General features: G+C 66.7%; 3 protein-coding genes. 1 reads left to right on the forward strand and 2 read right to left on the reverse strand.

The window, feature by feature from the left end:
• Positions 1 to 496, forward strand: a 496-nt coding sequence (locus VF794_RS40730; protein ID WP_331119294.1) for a S49 family peptidase, incomplete at its 5' end; no start/stop codon positions are given.
• Between the two features lie 136 nt (positions 497 to 632).
• Here VF794_RS40730 and VF794_RS40735 read toward each other — a convergent pair.
• Positions 633 to 1,541, reverse strand: a complete 909-nt coding sequence (locus VF794_RS40735) for a hypothetical protein (RefSeq protein WP_331119296.1) — start codon at positions 1,539 to 1,541, stop codon at positions 633 to 635.
• Between the two features lie 3 nt (positions 1,542 to 1,544).
• Positions 1,545 to 2,096 (reverse strand): WD40 repeat domain-containing protein, encoded by a 552-nt coding sequence (locus tag VF794_RS41835; protein ID WP_414641021.1) that lies wholly within the window; start codon positions 2,094 to 2,096, stop codon positions 1,545 to 1,547.
• Positions 2,097 to 2,117 lie beyond the last annotated feature (21 nt).

Consider the following 2,117-nt stretch of genomic DNA (forward strand, 5'->3'; position numbering starts at 1 on the left):
GAACGCGACGATGTACAGCTCGGACGCGGACTTCACGCCGGAGCAGCTGGCGAAGAACGAGGCCTTCCTGGACCGGGTGTACGAGGACTTCACGGCGAAGGCGGCGGCGGGCAGGAAGCTGCCGGTGGAGAAGCTGCGGGAGGTGGCCAAGGGGCGGGTGTGGACGGGGGAGGACGCGAAGGAGCGGGGGCTGGTGGACGAGCTGGGCGGCTTCCCGGTGGCGCTGAGGCTGGCGAAGGAGGCGGCGAAGCTGGAGGGGGAGGTGAAGGTGGAGACGTTCCCGCGCAAGAAGAGCGCGGCGGAGGTGCTCTCGGAGATGCTGGGGGAGAAGAAGGGGGACAGCAGCGACGAGGAGGGGGCGGGAGTGAAGACGCTGATGCCGTGGGCGCCGGTGTTCGAGCAGACGCGGGCGCTGTACCAGCTGGGGGTGAAGCTGGGCGTGGTGGGCGAGCGGCGGCAGACGCTGTCGGCGCCGGTGCCGGACACGACCTGGTAGCCCGAAGCTCCGAGCAGCACAGCCACACAGCAGCGACACCACACCCTCTCCCACCGGGAGAGGGGACGGGGGTGAGGGGACGTGGCCCCCGGGCTCAACCCGCGGGGCGTAGCGCCGAGCGCCCCTGAATCCGTCATCAGGAACGCGGTGCGGCGCCCCTCTTGTACAGTCCAGGCTCCTTGCGCGCCATCAGCCGCTGCGCCTCCAGATAGTAGGCCTCTGCCTTCGCAGGGTCTCGCGCATACAGGTCGAGAAATGCTCGGGCACATGCGGCGTGAGGGAAAAAGTTCTGGCGGGCGGCCACGAGCACGTCCCTGGCACGCTGACGCTGCTCCGATGAGCCCTGCTGCGCACGCTCAAGATTGTTCCACAGCATCACCAGGAGGTGAGCCCGCGCATCGCGCAGCTCGGTCCGGAGGTGCAACCGGAAGAAGTCGATGGTCACCTGGGCCCGCTTGCGATCATGGCCGCTGCGCTTCGCGGGTACCGGGAGGATGCCCTCGAAGGTGATGAGTTCCTCGGGGGAGGAGCCCGTGGAGCCAATCGGAAACAGGAGGAGCGGCTTCTCGTCGGCGTCGAGCTTCGCGCGGTCACTGCCCGCTTCCGAGGGAGTGCCATCAATGGGGAAGTGGTCTGCCTTGAGAGGCGAATTGCAGACCTTGCACGTGACGACGTAGTTGTGCGGGTCATGTGCGAGCAGCGGATAGCCCTTGGCGGCCCCGTTGCGAACCTTGTACCGGATGCGGAGTTCCTTCGCGGTCTTCGCATCGGGCCAGGGCGTCACGCGACTCTTGGGCCGGAAGTGCTCGACGTCGTACTCGATGTTCGCGTGCGAGCCCTCGGCCATGGGGCGCTCACAGTAGGCGCATTTGTGATGCTGGAGCGCCATGTAGACGCCCTTCACCTCGCTCCAGATGCCCTCGCCCGTGAAACGCTTGCGCTGACGTGCCTGACGCGTGCGCCTGGCCGCGCGCTCGAGCCAGCCTGGGACTTCCCGCTCGATGAGCCGAGTCAGTTCCTGGGGAGTGACGGGAATGCGGATCATCGGTCACTTCCCGCCCCGCTTACGGGGAGCTTTACGCCGGGGACTCGCTTGTTTCGTAGACGCTTTCGACGTGGGCTGCCCCACGGAGGGTTTCTTCGCGGGATTGGGCGCCGACGTAACTCTTGAATGAGCCTGGGGGCTCATCGACTCCGGCTTCGAGTTGATCTCCCATACCCGCACCGTCTTGTCCTGGGCAGCACTCGCCAGCCAGCGGCCTGCCGGGTCCCACTCAACGCCAATCACCGCATCCTCATGGCCTCGTAGGACCGACAGTTCTTTGCCCGTCTCCCCGTCCCACACCCGTACCGTGTCGTCCCCAGATGCACTCGCCAGCCGGTAGCCCTCCGAGTCCCACGCCACACCAAACACCAGGCCCTCATGGCCTAGGACCAATACTTCCCTACCCGTCTCCCCGTCCCACACCCGCACCGTCCTGTCCCAGGAGGCACTTGCCAGCCGCCGACCCGTTGGGTCCCACGCCACACCAGTCACCCCATCTTCGTGGTCTCGCAGGACTGACAGCTCTTTACCTGTCTTCCCATCCCACACCCGCACCGTATGGTCCCCGGAGGCACT

Origin of the sequence: Archangium sp. (assembly GCF_036389735.1) — a bacterium.
Lineage (GTDB): Bacteria > Myxococcota > Myxococcia > Myxococcales > Myxococcaceae > Archangium.